Here is a 15,773-nt window from a genome sequence, read left to right as displayed (position 1 = left end):
ACGGAACAACCTCAAGAAACGGGAAGAACCGATGCGCCTTCACGACGAAAACCTGGACCAGGACCTCCATCGCGAAACCAGCTTCCCGGTGTTCCAGGGACCGACGAACGCGGTCGCCCCCGCGCTGGACGTCTCGGTCGAGCCGGTCGACGCCTCGGTCGACGGCCAGGGCGGCGAGATCCGCGGCAAGCCGGTGTTCACGATCGAACAGGTGGTCGAGCAGCTCAATCGCGGCGGCGCCGGCTGGACGCCGGGCAACATCGACCACGCCGTGCCGCGCGACGGCGATGTCTCGGTTCTGAACTTCGGCTTCCACACCGCCGAGAGCATGTTCGCCGAGCCTTATGTCTATGAGGAGGATGGGGAGCTCTACGGCCGCACCGAATATTTCGGCTTCGCGCCGTTCACCGAAGCCCAGAAGGCCGCCGCGCGCGAGGCCATGGCCAGCTGGGACGACCTGATCGCCCCGACCTTGGTCGAGAGCGCCCCCGAGGTGGCCGACATCACCTTCGCCAACTACACCAACCGGCCCGGCACCCAGGCCTACGCCTACCTGCCGTACGACTACACGCCCGACAACGCCGACCTGATCGCCGGCGACATCTGGGTCAGCGCCAACCAGCCCAGCAACTTCCAGCTGGACGAGGGCCTCTACGGCATCCACACCCTGACCCACGAGAGCGGCCACGCCCTGGGCCTGGAACACCCCGGCGACTACAACGCCGCCCCCGGGGTCAGCATCACCTACGCCGCCAACGCCGAATATTATCAGGACAGCCGCGCCTACAGCATCATGTCCTACTTCGCCGGCTCCGAGACCGGCGCGCGGCACTTCGACTTCAACATCTCGACCACGGTCTACGCCTCCACGCCCCTGGTGCATGACATCGCCGCCATCCAGGCGATCTACGGCGCCGACATGACCACCCGCACGGGGGACACGACCTACGGCTTCAACAGCAACGCCGGGCGCGATTCCTACGACTTCACCAAGACCCCGGCCCCGGTCATGGCCATCTGGGACGCCGGCGGGATCGACACCCTGGACGCCTCGGGCTACGCGACCGACCAGATCATCGACCTGACGCCCGGCTCGCTGAGCAGCATCGGCGGGGTGACCTACGACACCGCCCCGTCGTTCGAGCAGGTCAACGCCAACCGGGCGGCGGCCGGCTACGCCCCGGTGCCCTTGGCGACCTACAATTCCAACATGGCCGTGCTGGCCTCCAACCCGGTGGTCGGCAGGCTGATCGACAACGTGGCCATCGCCTATGGCGCGACGATCGAGAACGGGGTGGGCGGCAGCGGCTCGGACCGCCTGATCGGCAACACCGCGGCCAACACCCTGACTGGCAACGCGGGCAACGACACCCTGGAGGGCCGCGACGGCGCCGACATCCTGATCGGCGGGCTGGGGAACGACATCCTCGACGGCGGAACGGGCGTCGACAAGATGACCGGCGGGGCCGGCGACGACCGCTACGTGGTCGACAACTGGCGCGACACGGTGACCGAGCTGGCCGGCGGCGGGACCGACACCGTCTGGAGCTCGATCAGCTACAACCTCTCCACCAACCTGGAGAACCTGAAGCTGACCGGCGACGCCGCGCTCGGCGCGGGCAACGGGTCGGCCAATGTCATCGAGGGCAACGACGCCTTCAACCTGCTGAGCGGCGAGGCCGGGAACGACAGCCTGTTCGGGGCCGGCGGCAACGACATCCTGTTGGGCGGGGCGGGCAACGACCGGCTGAACGGCGGGGCGGGCTTCGACATCCTGGTCGGCGGTGCCGGCAATGACGTCTTCGTCTACAACAGCGCCTCGTTCGAAGACGACGATTTGTCGATCGACTTCATCAGCGATTTCAGCCGCGGCGACCTGTTCGACTTCAGCGCCCTGGACGGCAACGCCGCCCTCGACGGCGACCAGGCCTTCTCGCTGGTGTCGCACTGGACGTCCAGCGGGGTCGGGCAGCTGATGGTCAGCACCTATTCGAACGTGCTGAAGGCCGTCGGAGCCCTGGGCGGCGTGGACCTGGGCGCCTATGGCTGGGGCCTTGGCGGCCGGGTTTCGATCGTCTGGGGCGACATCGACGGCGACGGCGTGTCGGACTTCGGTGTTCTGGTCGCCGACAACTCGGTGTCGACCAGCGGCTGGCTGCTCTGATCCGCCGCCGGCCTTGTCTCCGGCGCGGGCGATGAATACCTCGGGCGGGAACGCTTCCCGTCCGAGGATTTCGTCATGCGCCTGCTCGGCATCGACCACGTGGTGATCCGCGCCCGCGACCCGGTCGCCATGGAACGGTTCTATGTCGACGTCCTGGGCTGCGCGGTCGAGCGCCGGCAGGACAATGTCGGCCTCGTCCAGCTGCGGGCCGGCGCCCAGCTGATCGACCTGGTCGACGTCGCCGGCCGCCTGGGCCGGACGGGCGGCGCCGCGCCGGGCGCCGAGGCCCACAACATGGACCACCTGTGCCTGCGGGTGGTCGACTTCGACGTCGACGAAGTTCGCGCCCACCTGGAGGCCCACGGCCTGGCGATCGGCGACATCGGCGAGCGCTACGGCTCGACCGGCGAGGCGACCTCGCTCTATCTGTCCGACCCCGAGGGCAACGGACTGGAGCTGCGGGGCTGAGCGTTTTGACTCCCCGCCCCCTTTCGTGCATAAGCGCGCGCTTCCGGCGCTTCATCAGCAGCGCCTCCACCGTCACGACCCCGGCCTGTTAGCGCAGGATCCATCCGGACGAGGACGGCGAGGACCCCCATCGACGTGATCGTCCATGGGGGCTGATCGCGTTTGGACGCTGGCTGTTCTCCGAACAGACAGCAAACGAAGAGTTGGAGCGTGGCGTCACGCTCCGGTGTTTTGACGTGGGTTCCGCATGTTCGACGGCCTTACAGAGCGACTTTCAGGGGTGTTCGACCGCCTCGGCGGCCGCGGCGTGCTGTCCGAGAAGGACGTCGACGAGGCGCTGCGCGAGGTCCGCGTCGCCCTGCTGGAAGCCGACGTCGCCCTGCCGGTGGTCAAGGACTTCATCAGCAAGGCCAAGGAAGCCGCTTCGGGCGAAGCCGTCATCCGCTCGGTCAAGCCGGCCGACCAGGTGGTCAAGATCGTCTATGACGGCCTGGTCGACATGCTGGGCGGCGAGGTCCCCACCGGCCTGAACCTGGCCCTGAACCCGCCGTCGGTGATCCTGATGGCCGGCCTGCAGGGCTCGGGCAAGACCACCACCACCGGCAAGCTGGCCCTGCGACTGAGCAAGATCGAGCGCAAGAAGGTGCTGGTCGCCTCGCTCGACACCCGCCGTCCAGCCGCCATGGAACAGCTGGCCATACTGGCCAAGCAGGTCGAGGTCGAGAGCCTGCCGATCGTCGCCGGCCAGAGCGCCGCCGACATCGCCAAGCGCGCCCTGACCGCCGCCAAGCTGGGCGGCTACGACGTCCTGATCCTCGACACCGCCGGCCGCACCACGCTGGACGAGGCGATGATGAGCGAGGCGGCGGAAATCGCCCGCATCGCCCAGCCGTCCGAGACCCTCCTGGTCGCCGACAGCCTGACCGGCCAGGACGCCGTGCGCACGGCCAAGGCCTTCCACGAGCGCCTGCCGCTGACCGGCCTGATCCTGACCCGCGCCGACGGCGACGGCCGAGGCGGCGCCGCGCTGTCGATGCGCCACGTCACCGGCCTGCCGATCAAGTTCCTCGGCGCCGGCGAGAAGATCGACGCCCTGGACGTGTTCGACGCCCGCCGCGTGGCCGGCCGGATCCTCGGGCAAGGCGACGTCGTCGCCCTGGTCGAGAAGGCCGCGCAGGACCTCGACGTGGCCGAAGCCGAGCGCATGGCCAAGAAGCTGGCCAAGGGCCAGTTCGACCTGAACGACCTGGCAGCCCAGCTGAACCAGATGCAGAAGATGGGCGGCATGCAGGGCATCATGGGCCTGCTGCCGGGCGTCCAGAAGGTCAAGAAGCAGATCGCCGAGAGCGGCGTCGACGACAGCGTCTTCCGCCGCCAGCAGGCGATCATCGGCTCGATGACCAAGCTGGAGCGCAAGAAGCCCGACATCCTGGCCGCCTCGCGCAAGCGCCGCATCGCGGCCGGGGCCGGCGTCGACGTCGCCGAGGTCAACCGCCTGCTCAAGCAGCACCGCCAGATGGCCGACATGTTCAAGGCCATGAGCAAGGACGGCGGCAAGGGCATGGCCCGCATGGCCCAGATGATGGGCGGCGGCGACATGTCCCGGCTCAAAGCGATGGGCGGCGGCAAGATGGCCGCGCCTGATCAGAATTCCGCGGGGGGCCTTGGCGGCCTTCCGGGGCTCCCCGGTCTTCCGGGATCCGGGGGCGGCGGCGACGCCAAGCCCAACCTTCTATCCGGTTTGGGCGGCCTGCCCCCCGGTTTCAACCCGTTCAAGAAATAGAACTTTAGACCAAGGACTAAGACTATGCTGAAGATCCGTCTCGCCCGTGGCGGCGCCAAGAAGCGTCCCTACTACTCGATCGTCGTCGCCGACAGCCACTCGCCCCGCGACGGCCGCTTCATCGAGAAGGTCGGCACCTACAACCCGCTGCTCAAGAAGGACGACGCCGCGCGCGTGACCCTGAAGGTCGAGTCCATCCAGGGCTGGCTCGCCAAGGGCGCCCAGCCGACCGACCGCGTCGCCCGCTTCCTGGCCGCCCAGGGCCTGGTCCAATGGACCCACGGCAACAACCCCGAGAAGGCCAAGCCGGGCAAGAAGGCCCAAGAGCGTGACGCCGAGCGCGTCCAGCGCGACGCCGACCGCGCCGCCGCCGAAGTCCAAGCCAAGGAAGACGCCAAGGCCGCCGCCGAAGCCGCTGCTGAAGCCGCCGCCGCCGCGGCCGCCGAAGCCGCCGCCGCTCCGGCTCCGGAACCGGAAGTCGTCGCCGAAGAAGCTCCGGCTGAAGAAGCCGCCGCTGAAGAGGCCCCGGCCGCCGAAGCCGCCGCCGAAGAGGCTCCGGCCGCTGAAGAAGCCCCGGCTTCGGAAGAAACCACCGAAGGCTAAGGCCTTCGAAAAGCGCCGCCGCCGGGGTCCGCCTGGCGGCGGCGTTTTCTTTTGCGCGATCCCTTCATGACCCAGTCGCCCCCGCAGAACCTGATCCTGGTCGGCCGCGTCGCCGGCGGCTTCGGCGTGCGTGGCGAGGTGCGGATCGCGACCTACACCGAAGATCCGCTGACCCTGACCCGATTCAAGGCGCTGACCCGCCAGGACGGCTCGCCCGCCCTGACCCTGACCACCGCCCGGGTGGTCAAGGACGGCGTCGTCGCCCGCTGCGTCGGGATCGAGACCAAGGAAGCCGCCGACGCCCTGCGCGGCCTGCGTCTCTACGTCCCGCGCGCGGCCCTGCCCGAGCCCGAGGAAGACGAATTCTACCTGGCCGACCTGATCGGCCTGACCGTGCGCCACGTGGCGACCAACGACCTGATCGGCAAGATCAAGAGCGTCCAGAACTTCGGCGCCGACGATCTGCTCGAGATCACCCCCGCCCTGGGCGGCCAGACCTGGTACCTGCCCTTCACGCGCGCCGCCGTGCCCGAGGTGAAGATCGCCGAGGGCCTGGTCCTGGCCGATCCGCCGGTGATGGTGGGCGAGCCGGAAGGCCCTGTCGAAGAGCCCGACGAAGGCGAAGATCAGATCTAGGAGCTCGGCCATGGCGTCGGACGGCAAATGGCGGGTGACGGCTTCGCGCTACATCCACAAGGACCGCTGGATCGCCCTGCGCGCCGACGACTGCCTGACCGACGACGGCGTGCCGGTCGCGCCCTATTACGTGCTGGAATATCCGGACTGGGTCGAGGTCGTGGCCCTGGACACCGAGGACAACGTGCTTCTGGTGCGGCAGTACCGGCACGCCATGGGCGGGTTCACGATCGAGCTGCCGGCCGGCGGCATGGATCCAGGCGACACCGATCCCTGCGTCACCGGAGCCCGCGAACTGCTGGAGGAGACCGGCTGCGTCGGCGTCCTCAGCTATGTGGGCGAGGCCCGCCCCAACGCCGGCACCCATACCAACCGCGTCCACACCCTGCTGGCGCGTGACGTGGTCCGGGCGGCCGACCCCAAGGATGACCCGGCCGAGCGCATCGAGCACTTCTGGGTCCCCGCCGCCGAGGCGGTGCGCATGGCCCTGGCCGGCGAGATGGTGGTGGCCATGCACGTGGGCTCGCTGCTGCGCGGCCTGACCCAGGCCGGGGTGGCGACGGTCGCGGTTCGCTGACGAACCGCGACCCGAAGCTACTTCCGAACCCGCATCAGGCATTCCTGGGCCACCGAGGCCACCAGCTTGCCGTCCCGGGTGAACATCTGGCCGCGCACCAGGCCGCGGCCCTGCGAGGCCGACGGGCTGTCCTGCGAGAACAGGGTCCAGTCGTTGAAGTTGAACGGGTGGTGGAACCACATGGCGTGGTCGAGGCTGGCGGCCTGCAGGCCGGGCGTCGTCCAGATCAGGCCGTGCGGGCGCAGGGCGCTTTCCATGAAGGCCATGTCCGAGGCGTAGGCCAGGGCGCACTGCTGCAGGCGGACGTCGTCGCCGATCGGCGCCTTGGCCCGCATCCACACCTGCTTGGTCGACGACTTGGGCGTCGGCTTGGTCGGGTGCTGGGGATCGACCCAGCGCAGGTCCACCGGCCGCGGGAAGTCGGCCAGCTTGATGAAGCGCGGATGCAGTTCGTCGCCCAGCGAGCGCAGATAGTCGCCCTCGGTCGGCAGGCTTTCGGGGTCCGGCGCGTCGGGCATCTGGCTCTGGTGCTCCAGCCCCTCCTCGGGGGTCTGGAACGAGGCGGCCAGGTTGAAGATCTGCTCGCCGTGCTGGATCGCCGCCACCCGGCGGGTGGTGAAAGTGCCGCCGTCGCGGGCCCGCTCGACCTCGTAGAGAACCGGGGCGTTCACGTCGCCGGGGCGGATGAAATAGGCGTGCAGCGAATGGCAGATGCGGTCGGGCACGGTGCGATAGGCCGCGGTCAGGGCCTGGGCGATCACCAGCCCGCCGAAGATCCTGGGGAAGCCGTCATTGGGGCTGACGCCCCGGAACAGGTTCACCTCGATGGTTTCGAGGGCGAGGATTTCGGCGAGGTTCTCGGGCGTGCGCATGGGGGTTGGTTAGGCGCGCAAGCCGGACGGGGCAAGTGCGTGGTTGCACCAAATCCTCGCCATCCCCATCGTCGAGCGATGGTCCCGTCCTTCCCGCCGATCATCCACCACCCCGCCTTCCGCGCCGAGATGCCGCCGGGCCACCGCTTTCCCATGGACAAGTTCGCGCGGCTGGCGGCGGTGCTGCAGGCCGAGGGCGTAGCGGGGCCGGCCGGCTTCGTGCGGCCCGAGCCGATCGATCTGGAGAGCCTGCTGTTGGTCCATGACGCGGCCTATGTGCGCGGGGTGATCGACCTGACTTTGCCGGCCGACGTGGCCCGGCGGGTCGGCCTGCCCAATACGGAGTCGGTGGCGATCCGGGCCCGGGCGGCGGTCGGTGGCACCCTGGCGGCGGCGCGTCTGGCGCTGGAGCACGGGATCGCCTGCAACACCGCCGGCGGCAGCCACCACGCCCAGGCCGACACGGGCGCGGGCTTCTGCGTGTTCAACGACGTGGCGGTGGCGGCGCGGCGGCTGTTGGCGGAGGGCAAGGTCGGCCAGGTGCTGGTCGTCGACCTCGACGTCCACCAGGGCGACGGCACCGCGAGGATCTTCGAGAACGATCCCAGCGTCTTCACCTTCTCGATGCACGCCGAGAAGAACTTCCCGGCCCGCAAGGCGGCCAGCGACCTGGACGTCGACCTGCCGGACGGCACGGGCGACGAGGCTTATCTGGGAAGGTTGGGAGAGATCCTGCCGGACCTGCTGGCGCGCGTGGCGCCGGACCTGGTGTTCTTCAACGCCGGGGTCGATCCGCACGCGGACGACAAGCTGGGGCGTCTGAGTCTGAGCGACGAGGGGCTCGCGCGGCGCGAGGCGTTCGTCCTGGGCTCATGTCTGGAAAGGGGGGTCCCCGTGGCCGGGGTGATCGGCGGCGGATACGACGCCGACATCGATCGGTTGGCGCATCGTCACGCCCTTCTCCACCGGGCGGCCCGCGAGGCCCTGAGGGCCTGAGGGGTCGCGCTCCGGTGGAGCTACGCGGCGATCACTTAGAAGCTCGAGACGAGCGAGCCGGCGATCACGACGAGGGGCAGCATGGCCAGAACGATGCTGGCGAAACCGGAAAAAGCATTGTTCGAGAAGGTCATTGTCTTGGTTCCCTGAGTGTCCGGCGCGACGACCGCGTCCGGTGATCAGGGGTATAGGCCCGCGGGATGGTGAACACCCGTTACCTTTGCTTCATGAAGCGTTTTTAAGAAACGTTGACGCCGGTAATCGGCATTACAGAGGTGTAATGTTGTCGATTCATACCGTTGCAATGGAAACTTTTACCTTTGAGACCATTGTTCGTCGTCCGGATCAGTCCTCCGCGGAGGTCAACAGGAAATGGCCGCGCAAGGCGGCGATGGGGGCGGCGCGCTGTTCCTGCCAGGCCTCGACATGGACATTGGCGATCCGCCGGCCGACCTTCTTGATCTGGGCGCGGGCGAAGGTGGTCAGCGGCCGGCCCGTGCGCAGATATTCGATCGAGACGTCGATGGTCCGGGGCTGGCGCTTGAGCGGCTCGGCCACCGACAACTGGGCCAGGGCCGTCATCTCCATGAAGGCGCCCAGCACCCCGCCGTGGATGGCCGGCAGCATCGGATTGCCGACGATGTGGTCGGAGAACGGCAGGATGGCGGTCATCTCGTCGCCGGCCAGCTCGGCGCGCATGCCGATGAACTTGGCGTAGGGGATCGAGCCCAGCACGGCGATCAGGCGGGTGTCGGCGTCGCTCATGCGGCGTCTCCCTTTTCGCCTGACTTGGACCTAGGCGGCTTGAAGTTGGCGCCGGGCTTCTTGCCGGCGCTGGAGTCGAGCATGAAGGCGGCCTGGGCGGCGGCGACGGGGTCGTCGGGGTCGTCCTCGTAGGCCACGGCGCGCACGAAGGCCACCGAGCGGGTGACCTTGTAGCAATGGGCGCGGGCCAGCACGTCGCGGCCCGGCTGGGCCGGCCGCATGTAGTCGATGCGCAGGTCGAGGGTGGCGATCGAGGTCCATTCGCTGAGCGCGGCGTGCACCGCCTGGCCGCTGGCGTGGTCCAGCAAGGTGGTCACGACTCCGCCGGCGATCACCCCGGTCTCGGGGTCGCCGACGATCTCGGGCCGGTACGGGACCTTGAGGATGGCGACGGCGTCACCGATCTCCAGCGTCTGGAAGCCCAGGGCCCGGGCCTGAGGACTGCCCTCGTTCATGGTGTTGGCGATCAGCCGATGCTGTTCGCCGGCGCTCAAATCGGTGCTCATGGGATAGGTTTATAGCCGCGCGCGTTGCCATATCCATCGTGATGAAGCCTCAGGACCTGATCTGTCCGAAGCCCGACGGGCTGTATTGCCCGCCCGGGGACTTCTACATCGACCCCGTCCGCCCGGTGGACCGGGCGGTGATCACCCATGGCCACGCCGACCACGCCCGGGCCGGTCATGGCGTCGTGGCCGCCACCCCCGAGACCCTGGCGATCATGGCCGAGCGCTACGGCGAGGATTTCGCCGGCCGCCGCCAGCCGCTGACCTATGGCCAGAGCTTCACCCACAACGGCGTCGAGGTCTCCCTGGTCCCGGCCGGCCACGTGCTGGGCTCGGCCCAGGCCGTGGTGCGCTGGAAGGGCATGACCATCGTCGTCTCCGGCGACTACAAGCGCCGGCGCGACCCCACCTGCCCGGCCTTCGAGCCCGTGCCCTGCGACGTGTTCGTGACCGAGGCGACCTTCGGCCTGCCGGTGTTCCGCCATCCCGACGACAAGGGCGAGATCGCCGCCCTGCTGAAATCGGTCGAGCAGTTTCCCGAGCGCTCGCACATCGTCGGGGCCTACGCCCTGGGCAAGGCCCAGCGGGTGATCAGCCTGCTGCGCGAGGCCGGCTGGGACAGGACCATCCACGTGCACGGGGCCATGGAGCGGCTGAACCGGCTCTACGAGCGCCACGGCGTCGCGCTGGGCCCGCTGGCTCCGGCCACGACGGGAACCAAGAAGGACTTCGAGGGCGCGATCATCGTCGCCCCGCCCTCGGCCCTGGCCGACCGCTGGTCGCGGCGCTTCCCCGACCCGGTCGACTGCTTCGCCAGCGGCTGGATGCGGGTGCGGGCCCGGGCCCGCCAGCGCGGGGTCGAACTGCCGCTGATCATCTCCGACCACGCCGACTGGGACGAGCTGACCGCCACCCTCGACGAACTGCGCCCCGGCGAGGTGTGGATCACCCATGGCCGCGAAGAGGCGCTGGAACGCTGGTGCGAGCTGGAAGGCATACCGGCGCGGGCCTTGCGGCTGGTGGGGTATGACGAGGAGGAGGGGGAGTAGGGCGCGCCTTCTGGGCGGGCATCAGCGCCAAGACCTGGCCTTCGCGGCGTTCGCCCAACCCGCGACCAAAAGCGCCGCGAGCAACGCCGGCCAGCCATTTTCAACGACGAACAGCGCCATGGCTGGGGCGAGGCCCACCGCCTTCTCCAGCGTGCCGGCGGACGCCATGACGTCGATGATGAACCTGGGCAAACCGCCGAAGCCGGATGACGTGACGATCAGGACGGCGCTCAGCAACACGCGTCGCGGGAAGACTAGGCCTACGCCCAGTGTAGCCCCGACGATCGCCACCTGCTGAGCCACCGTGACCCAAGCCAGGTCGAGCGGCGGCGGCGTCAGCCACCACCAGACGAGGTAGCCGATCGTGCTGGCGGCGCTGGCGAGGACGGCGGCGGCCGCATAGGGCAGCTCCGCCCAAAGCCGCCACCCCGTCGCCGCGGCCAGGCACCCGCCGGCCCAGCTCAGGGCCGCTCCAGGCGAGCCGATCTCGCCAAGCTCGCCGACCATGGCGGCCAGCCATTCAGACCGCTCTCGCGGAGCGATCCAGCCCGCCGTCCGCATCAAGGCTCGAGCGACAAGAAGGGGAACGCTCATCCGGGAACCACCTTCAGGTCTTTGAGTGTCGAAAGCGACCTCGCGTCGCGGAGCGCGGTCTTGCCCCGCGCGGTGATGCGATAGGCGTGTCGTGGCGGGCGGCCGGCCTTCTCCGGCTCCAGCCACCGGCTCTCGAGCAGCCCTCGATCCGCCAGACGCACCAGGATCGGGTAGAGGCTTCCGGACTTGAGTCCGCTGGCCCGGGACAGCTCGAGCCCATAGAGCCAGTGCTCCGGATTGTCGGCCAGCAGGCCGAGGACCGCCGTCGTCTGCGGCGAAAGCTGTCGATTGCGCGTGACCATGTCATAAGTCTACCTATGTAGACTTATCCGTCAAGCGGTCAAAAGCGCGCTCACACCACCTTGAACGTCGCCCGGGCCCGCGCCACCGGCTTGTCGTCGGCCCGCACGGTGGCCTCGGCGTAGCACAGGCTCTTGCCAGGCTTGATGAAGTCGGTGTCGAAGGCCAGCCATTGGCCGATCTGGGCGGCGGCGATGTAGTCCAGTCCCAGCGAGACGGTGATCAGACCTTTGCTAGGGATCTTCAGCCGGGTCAGCATCACCCCGCACGACAGGCCCATGGCGTTGTCGGCCAGGGCGGCGATCAGGCCGCCGTGCGGGCCGCCGCGCGAATTGGTGTGCGGCTCGCGCACCTCCACGGCCAGCACCCAGCGGTCGTCGCGGATGTCGGCGAAGATCGGCTCCCACGGCGTGGTCAGCGGACTCTTGCGGGGATGCGGGACGAAGGGCTCGGGCGGGGTCATGGTCGCCTCCTGGTCCGGGCTCTGGACCGTGCAATTCAAACAGATGTTCGAATTGACTTCAAGCCTCGCCCCCCGTTCTGGGCGCCGTGCTAGCGTCGCCCCGTCCCGATGGGGACCGGATCGGGGGACCCGCATGGCCGTTCGCAACAGCGCGCTGAAGCTGGACGCCGACAAGGTGGTCCAGACGCTCGACCACCTGCAGGCTCGGGTGGCGGAACGCTTTCCGGCGTCGGGCCTGTCGGAGGTCTGCGGCCAGCTGACGGCGGTGGCCCGGGTCACGGCCCAGCGGGCCCGGCGGCTGTCGCGGCCCTATCTGGGCCTGCGGACCCTGGTGGCGGTGATCGCGGTCGCGGCGATCGGGGCCGAGGCGGCTCTGATCGGCCGCCTGGACTGGCTGGCGAACCTGCGCGACGCCGGTGCCCTGACCCTGGCCACCAGCCTGGAGCCGGCCGTCAACCTGCTGCTGCTGTCGGGCGCGGCGATCTGGTTCCTGGTGTCGCTGGAGTCGCGCTGGAAACGCTCGCGGGTCCAGAAGGCCCTGCACGAGCTGCGATCCTTCGCCCACGTGATCGACATGCACCAGCTGACCAAGGACCCCACCCTGGTCCTGGGCCCGCGCACCGCCTCGTCGCCCGCCCGCGAGATGAACCGCTTCCAGCTGGCCCGCTATCTGGACTACAGCGCCGAAATGCTGGCCCTGACCGCCAAGCTGGCGGCGCTCTACGCCGGCGAAAGCAACGACCCGGTGGTGGTCGCCGCCGTCAACGACATCGAAACCCTGAGCTCCGACCTGGGCCGCAAGATCTGGCAGAAGATCATGATCCTGGGCCAGCTGGACGAGACGCGGGCGACTTGAACCCCGCGACTTGAACCTAAGCCTGGGGCGCGACATTTCATTGCCATGCGCGCCTTCGCCCATCTTCTCGACCGGCTGTCCCTGACCAGCTCGCGCAACGCCAAGCTCACCCTGATCAAGGACTTCCTGCGCGAGACGCCCGATCCCGAGCGCGGCTGGGTGCTGGCGGCCCTGACCGGGGCGCTGTCGTTCAACGCGGCCAAGCCGGCCTTCATCCGCAAGGCGGTGGAGAGCCGGATGGACGCCCAGTTGTTCGCCTGGTCCTACGACTATGTCGGCGACCTGGCCGAGACCGTCGCCCTGGTCTGGCCGGAGAAGCCCGGGGCCAACCGCGAGCCGGACCTGTCGGAGGTGGTCGAAAGCCTGCGCACGGCCTCGCGCATCGAGGTCCAGCGACTGATCGAGGGGTGGCTCGACGCCCTGGACGCCGACGGGCGCTGGGCGTTGCTGAAGCTGATGACCGGCGGCCTGCGGGTCGGCGTCTCGGCGCGGCTGGCCAAACAGGCCTGCGCCGATTTCGGCCAGGTCGAGATCGGCCAGGTCGAGGAGGTCTGGCACGCCATGACCCCGCCCTACGGCGACCTGTTCGCCTGGCTGGAAGGTCGCTCGGAACAGCCCTCGCCCGACGCCCCGGGGCGGTTCCGGCCCGTGATGCTGGCCCAGGCCATCGACGAGGCGGTCGACTTCGCCAAGCTCGATCCCGCCGACTACGCCGCCGAGTGGAAGTGGGACGGCATCCGCGTCCAGGCCGTCAGCGAGCGTGGCGAAAGGCGCCTCTACACCCGCACCGGCGACGACATTTCGGCGACCTTTCCCGACGTGGTCGAGGCCCTGACCTTCGAGGGAGCGATCGACGGCGAGCTGCTGGTGATGCGGGGCGGCGCGGTGGCCAGCTTCGGCGACCTGCAGCAGCGGCTGAACCGCAAGACGGTCGACGCCAAGCAGCTCGCGACCTATCCGGCCAGCATCCGCGCCTACGACCTGCTGCTGGACGGCGAGACCGACCTGCGCGGCCTGCCGTTCGCTGAGCGGCGCCGGCGGCTGGAAGCCTTCGTGACGGCCGCGGCCAGTCCCCGCATCGACCTGTCGCCGATCCAGCCGTTCGACACCTGGGAAGCGCTGGCCGCCCAGCGCGCCCAGCCGCCGGAAGGCGACCCGGCGATCGCCGAGGGCCTGATGCTCAAGCGCTGGGACAGCGTCTACGAACCCGGCCGGCCCAAGGGTCCGTGGTTCAAGTGGAAGCGCGACCCCCGCCTGATCGACGCGGTGCTGATGTACGCCCAGCGCGGCCACGGCAAGCGGTCCAGCTTCTATTCCGACTACACCTTCGGGGTCTGGCGCGAGGACGAGACCGGGACACGCCACCTGACCCCGGTCGGCAAGGCCTATTTCGGCTTCACGGATGAAGAGCTGAAACGGATCGACAAGTTCGTGCGCGACCACACCGTCGAGCGGTTCGGACCCGTGCGTTCGGTGCGCGCCGACCTGGAGTTCGGCCTGGTGTTCGAGGTGGCGTTCGAGGGGCTGCAACGTTCGACCCGCCACAAATCGGGCGTGGCCATGCGCTTCCCGCGCATCAACCGCATCCGCTGGGACAAGCCGTCGCGCGAGGCCGACGAACTGGAGACCCTGGAGCGGATGCTGGATTGATCTTCAAATTCCGCTCATGCTGGCGCTTGTTCGAATAAGCCAAGCTTGAAGATCCCGGTTCGCCGGATCTTCAAGTTTCGCTCATCTCGACACGGTCAAGCTCAAGCGAAACTTGACAATAGGTCCTAGTGGCCCGCTCCGACGCCTTCGACGGCCGGCGCGCCGGCGCCGGCGTGGAACATCCGGCCCTTCTCGGTGATCAGCACGGCCAGCAGGCCGGCGATCCCGAAGCCGGCGAATCCGAGGGTCAGGGGCACGGTGGTGCCGTCGAACCGCTGGCCGATCCAGAAGCCGAACAGCGCCCCGCCGATGGTGGTGACGAAACCCTGGACCGACGCCGCCGTGCCGGCCAGGTGGCCCAGCGGCTCCATGGCGATCGCGCCGAAGTTCGACATCACCATGCCGAAGCAGAACATCATCCCCGCCTGCAGCAGCGAGAAGGTCCAGAGGGTCTCGTGGCCGCTCAGCGCCACCAGGGCGTGGACCACCGCGAAGGCGATGTAGCCGAGCAGCGAGACGTGCGAGACCAGCCGCATGCCCAGGCGGCCGACGATGCGGGAATTGAGCAGGGACGAGACGGCGATGCCGCCGGCGATCGCGGCGAAGATCAAGGGGAACGCCTGGCCCGCCCCCAGCACGTCGACGAACACCTGCTGGGCCGAGTTGAGGAAGCCGAACAGCCCGCCCAGCACCAGGGTGGCGGCCAGGGTGTAGCCGACGGCGACGCGGTTGGTCAGGCACGCCTTGAACGCCGCCAGCACCGGCGTGACCTCCAGGGGCACGCGATCCTCCGGATGCAGGGTCTCGGGCAGCTTGATCCACGACCAGGCGATCACCGCCAGGCCGAAGATCGACAGCACGCCGAACACCCACGGCCAGGGCGCGACCAGCAGGATGGCCTGGCCGACGGAGGGGGCGATGATCGGCACGCCCAGGAAGACGATGAACGACAACGACATCACCCGCGCCATCTGCCGGCCGCTGTAGCAGTCGCGGACGATCGACACCGACAGCACCCGGGTGGCGGCCGCCCCGACGCCGCACAGGGCGCGGGCGGTCAGCAGCATCTCGAACGAGGCGGCGAAGGCGCAGGCCGCGGCGAACACGACATAGAGCGACAGGCCCACCAGCAGCACCGGCTTGCGCCCGAAACGATCGGCCAGCGGGCCGTAGACGATCTGAGCCGCGCCGAAGCCCAGCAGGTAGGCGGTCAGGATCCACTGGCGCTCGTTGTCGGTCGCCACGCCCAGGGCGCGGCCGATCTGCGGCATGGCCGGCAGCATCGAGTCGATGGCCAGGGCGTTGGTGGCCATCATCGCCGCGATCAGGGCGACGAACTGGCCAAAGCCCATGCCGGGGTGGGGGCCGGGACGAGCGCGCGCCTGGGCGGCGATGGGATTAGACGACATGACGCTCTTTCACGGGCCGGGACGCCGAAGCGCCGGCGGGCGCGAGACGCGACAGCCGCGATATAGGACAGGCCTGGCTGTC

The 15,773-nt window shown here is 69.1% G+C and carries 17 protein-coding genes; 10 read left to right on the top strand and 7 right to left on the bottom strand.

Annotated features, from left to right (window positions below):
• Window positions 1-31: 31 nt before the first annotated feature.
• The 6 genes from ASD38_RS01725 (at window position 32) to ASD38_RS01700 (ending at window position 6,231) form a co-directional block, all read left to right on the top strand.
• The gene (locus tag ASD38_RS01725; protein ID WP_056457039.1) at window positions 32-2,164 is read left to right on the top strand and encodes a M10 family metallopeptidase C-terminal domain-containing protein; all 2,133 of its coding nucleotides are present in this window, start codon (window positions 32-34) and stop codon (window positions 2,162-2,164) included.
• Between the two features lie 75 nt (window positions 2,165-2,239).
• Entirely contained in the window at window positions 2,240-2,632 is a 393-nt protein-coding gene (locus ASD38_RS01720) for a VOC family protein (RefSeq protein WP_056443561.1), read from the top strand.
• Window positions 2,633-2,879: 247 nt separating this feature from the next.
• Window positions 2,880-4,415, top strand: a complete 1,536-nt coding sequence (gene ffh / locus ASD38_RS01715; RefSeq protein WP_056457036.1) for a signal recognition particle protein — start codon at window positions 2,880-2,882, stop codon at window positions 4,413-4,415.
• 24 nt (window positions 4,416-4,439) lie between these two features.
• Window positions 4,440-5,018 carry a 30S ribosomal protein S16 gene (gene rpsP, locus ASD38_RS01710; RefSeq protein ID WP_056457034.1) on the top strand — a complete coding sequence of 193 codons (579 nt, stop codon included), beginning with the start codon at window positions 4,440-4,442 and terminating at the stop codon, window positions 5,016-5,018.
• 66 nt (window positions 5,019-5,084) lie between these two features.
• A complete protein-coding gene (rimM, locus tag ASD38_RS01705) occupies window positions 5,085-5,654 on the top strand; it encodes a ribosome maturation factor RimM (protein WP_056443554.1) in 570 nt (189 codons plus the stop codon).
• A gap of 10 nt (window positions 5,655-5,664) precedes the next feature.
• Window positions 5,665-6,231 carry an NUDIX hydrolase gene (locus ASD38_RS01700; RefSeq protein ID WP_056443553.1) on the top strand — a complete coding sequence of 189 codons (567 nt, stop codon included), beginning with the start codon at window positions 5,665-5,667 and terminating at the stop codon, window positions 6,229-6,231.
• A 17-nt stretch (window positions 6,232-6,248) separates the two neighbouring features.
• Here ASD38_RS01700 and ASD38_RS01695 read toward each other — a convergent pair whose 3' ends face one another.
• Window positions 6,249-7,103, bottom strand: a complete 855-nt coding sequence (locus ASD38_RS01695) for an acyl-CoA thioesterase (protein WP_056443552.1) — start codon at window positions 7,101-7,103, stop codon at window positions 6,249-6,251.
• Between the two features lie 78 nt (window positions 7,104-7,181).
• Between ASD38_RS01695 and ASD38_RS01690 the strand changes: the two genes are divergently transcribed.
• On the top strand, window positions 7,182-8,099 hold the full coding sequence (locus ASD38_RS01690) for a histone deacetylase family protein (RefSeq protein ID WP_056457031.1): 918 nt from the start codon (window positions 7,182-7,184) through the stop codon (window positions 8,097-8,099).
• A 345-nt stretch (window positions 8,100-8,444) separates the two neighbouring features.
• On the opposite strand, the gene ASD38_RS01685 is transcribed toward ASD38_RS01690, so the two are convergent.
• Both ASD38_RS01685 and ASD38_RS01680 read right to left on the bottom strand, forming a co-directional pair.
• Window positions 8,445-8,864 (bottom strand): PaaI family thioesterase, encoded by a 420-nt coding sequence (locus tag ASD38_RS01685; RefSeq protein ID WP_056443546.1) that lies wholly within the window; start codon window positions 8,862-8,864, stop codon window positions 8,445-8,447.
• Window positions 8,861-9,358, bottom strand: coding sequence for a PaaI family thioesterase (locus ASD38_RS01680; protein WP_082554828.1), 498 nt, complete (start codon window positions 9,356-9,358; stop codon window positions 8,861-8,863). Before ASD38_RS01680 ends, ASD38_RS01685 begins: the two co-directional genes overlap by 4 nt.
• A 53-nt stretch (window positions 9,359-9,411) precedes the next feature.
• Here ASD38_RS01680 and ASD38_RS01675 point away from each other — a divergent pair, with 53 nt between their 5' ends.
• Window positions 9,412-10,419, top strand: coding sequence for a ligase-associated DNA damage response exonuclease (locus tag ASD38_RS01675; protein WP_156390522.1), 1,008 nt, complete (start codon window positions 9,412-9,414; stop codon window positions 10,417-10,419).
• A gap of 21 nt (window positions 10,420-10,440) precedes the next feature.
• Here the strand turns inward: ASD38_RS01675 and ASD38_RS01670 are convergent, their stop codons facing one another.
• The 3 genes from ASD38_RS01670 to ASD38_RS01660 are packed head-to-tail and all read right to left on the bottom strand — an operon-like array spanning window position 10,441 to window position 11,776.
• Complete coding sequence (locus ASD38_RS01670; protein WP_056457028.1) at window positions 10,441-11,013, bottom strand: hypothetical protein; 573 nt, start codon at window positions 11,011-11,013, stop codon at window positions 10,441-10,443.
• Window positions 11,010-11,315 (bottom strand): PadR family transcriptional regulator, encoded by a 306-nt coding sequence (locus ASD38_RS01665; RefSeq protein ID WP_082554812.1) that lies wholly within the window; start codon window positions 11,313-11,315, stop codon window positions 11,010-11,012. Before ASD38_RS01665 ends, ASD38_RS01670 begins: the two co-directional genes overlap by 4 nt.
• A 50-nt stretch (window positions 11,316-11,365) precedes the next feature.
• Complete coding sequence (locus ASD38_RS01660) at window positions 11,366-11,776, bottom strand: PaaI family thioesterase (protein WP_056444161.1); 411 nt, start codon at window positions 11,774-11,776, stop codon at window positions 11,366-11,368.
• A gap of 133 nt (window positions 11,777-11,909) precedes the next feature.
• Here ASD38_RS01660 and ASD38_RS01655 point away from each other — a divergent pair, with 133 nt between their 5' ends.
• The gene (locus ASD38_RS01655) at window positions 11,910-12,632 is read left to right on the top strand and encodes a hypothetical protein (RefSeq protein WP_056457025.1); all 723 of its coding nucleotides are present in this window, start codon (window positions 11,910-11,912) and stop codon (window positions 12,630-12,632) included.
• A 39-nt stretch (window positions 12,633-12,671) separates the two neighbouring features.
• A complete protein-coding gene (locus tag ASD38_RS01650; RefSeq protein ID WP_056457022.1) occupies window positions 12,672-14,282 on the top strand; it encodes a cisplatin damage response ATP-dependent DNA ligase in 1,611 nt (536 codons plus the stop codon).
• A gap of 125 nt (window positions 14,283-14,407) precedes the next feature.
• Here ASD38_RS01650 and ASD38_RS01645 read toward each other — a convergent pair whose 3' ends face one another.
• On the bottom strand, window positions 14,408-15,634 hold the full coding sequence (locus ASD38_RS01645; protein ID WP_056444158.1) for a multidrug effflux MFS transporter: 1,227 nt from the start codon (window positions 15,632-15,634) through the stop codon (window positions 14,408-14,410).
• Between the last annotated feature and the right edge of the window lie 139 nt (window positions 15,635-15,773).

This window comes from Caulobacter sp. Root487D2Y, assembly GCF_001427165.1.
Classification (GTDB): Bacteria; Pseudomonadota; Alphaproteobacteria; order Caulobacterales; family Caulobacteraceae; genus Caulobacter.
Note: the sequence above shows the minus strand (reverse complement) of the source record. Positions and strands in the feature narration are given on the sequence as shown.

What these genes read in the sequence shown, in the direction of transcription:
- ASD38_RS01725 (WP_056457039.1), top strand. Translation starts at nt 32, where the DNA reads ATGCGCCTTCACGACGAAAACCTGGACCAGGACCTCCATCGCGAAACC.
- ASD38_RS01720 (WP_056443561.1), top strand. Translation starts at nt 2,240, where the DNA reads ATGCGCCTGCTCGGCATCGACCACGTGGTGATCCGCGCCCGCGACCCG.
- ffh (WP_056457036.1), top strand. Translation starts at nt 2,880, where the DNA reads ATGTTCGACGGCCTTACAGAGCGACTTTCAGGGGTGTTCGACCGCCTC.
- rpsP (WP_056457034.1), top strand. Translation starts at nt 4,440, where the DNA reads ATGCTGAAGATCCGTCTCGCCCGTGGCGGCGCCAAGAAGCGTCCCTAC.
- rimM (WP_056443554.1), top strand. Translation starts at nt 5,085, where the DNA reads ATGACCCAGTCGCCCCCGCAGAACCTGATCCTGGTCGGCCGCGTCGCC.
- ASD38_RS01700 (WP_056443553.1), top strand. Translation starts at nt 5,665, where the DNA reads ATGGCGTCGGACGGCAAATGGCGGGTGACGGCTTCGCGCTACATCCAC.
- ASD38_RS01695 (WP_056443552.1), bottom strand. Translation starts at nt 7,103, where the DNA reads ATGCGCACGCCCGAGAACCTCGCCGAAATCCTCGCCCTCGAAACCATC.
- ASD38_RS01690 (WP_056457031.1), top strand. Translation starts at nt 7,182, where the DNA reads ATGGTCCCGTCCTTCCCGCCGATCATCCACCACCCCGCCTTCCGCGCC.
- ASD38_RS01685 (WP_056443546.1), bottom strand. Translation starts at nt 8,864, where the DNA reads ATGAGCGACGCCGACACCCGCCTGATCGCCGTGCTGGGCTCGATCCCC.
- ASD38_RS01675 (WP_156390522.1), top strand. Translation starts at nt 9,412, where the DNA reads ATGAAGCCTCAGGACCTGATCTGTCCGAAGCCCGACGGGCTGTATTGC.
- ASD38_RS01670 (WP_056457028.1), bottom strand. Translation starts at nt 11,013, where the DNA reads ATGAGCGTTCCCCTTCTTGTCGCTCGAGCCTTGATGCGGACGGCGGGC.
- ASD38_RS01665 (WP_082554812.1), bottom strand. Translation starts at nt 11,315, where the DNA reads ATGGTCACGCGCAATCGACAGCTTTCGCCGCAGACGACGGCGGTCCTC.
- ASD38_RS01660 (WP_056444161.1), bottom strand. Translation starts at nt 11,776, where the DNA reads ATGACCCCGCCCGAGCCCTTCGTCCCGCATCCCCGCAAGAGTCCGCTG.
- ASD38_RS01655 (WP_056457025.1), top strand. Translation starts at nt 11,910, where the DNA reads ATGGCCGTTCGCAACAGCGCGCTGAAGCTGGACGCCGACAAGGTGGTC.
- ASD38_RS01645 (WP_056444158.1), bottom strand. Translation starts at nt 15,634, where the DNA reads ATGGGCTTTGGCCAGTTCGTCGCCCTGATCGCGGCGATGATGGCCACC.